General features: G+C 55.6%; 1 protein-coding gene. It reads right to left on the minus strand.

All coding sequences use genetic code 11. The features are described from left to right. Window positions 1-331, minus strand: a 331-nt coding sequence (locus AB9F29_RS21645; RefSeq protein WP_369757216.1) for a GTP-binding protein, incomplete at both ends; no start/stop codon positions are given.

The raw sequence follows: 331 nt of genomic DNA on the forward strand, positions 1-331 counted from the left end.
ACGAGGAATATCTTGCCCAGCAGCGGTGTCGATTACATAGAGGGTCAAATCCGCCAGTTCAGGCGAAAACGTGGCTGCCAAATTATCCCCACCGCTTTCGATGAAAATCACATCAAGATCGGGAAAGGCTGCGTTCAAATCGGCAATAGCCGCCAGATTGATGCTCGCATCTTCGCGAATGGCCGTATGGGGGCACCCCCCTGTTTCCACTCCACGAATCCGCGCTTCCGGAAGGACTTGCGCCCGCTCGAGGGCGTCCGCATCTTCGCGTGTATAATTATCGTTGGTGATGACAGCCACCGAATAGCTCTGTGCCAAGGCGCGGCACAAC

The organism is Falsihalocynthiibacter sp. S25ZX9, from assembly GCF_041205405.1.
Taxonomy (GTDB): Bacteria; Pseudomonadota; Alphaproteobacteria; order Rhodobacterales; family Rhodobacteraceae; genus Falsihalocynthiibacter; species Falsihalocynthiibacter arcticus.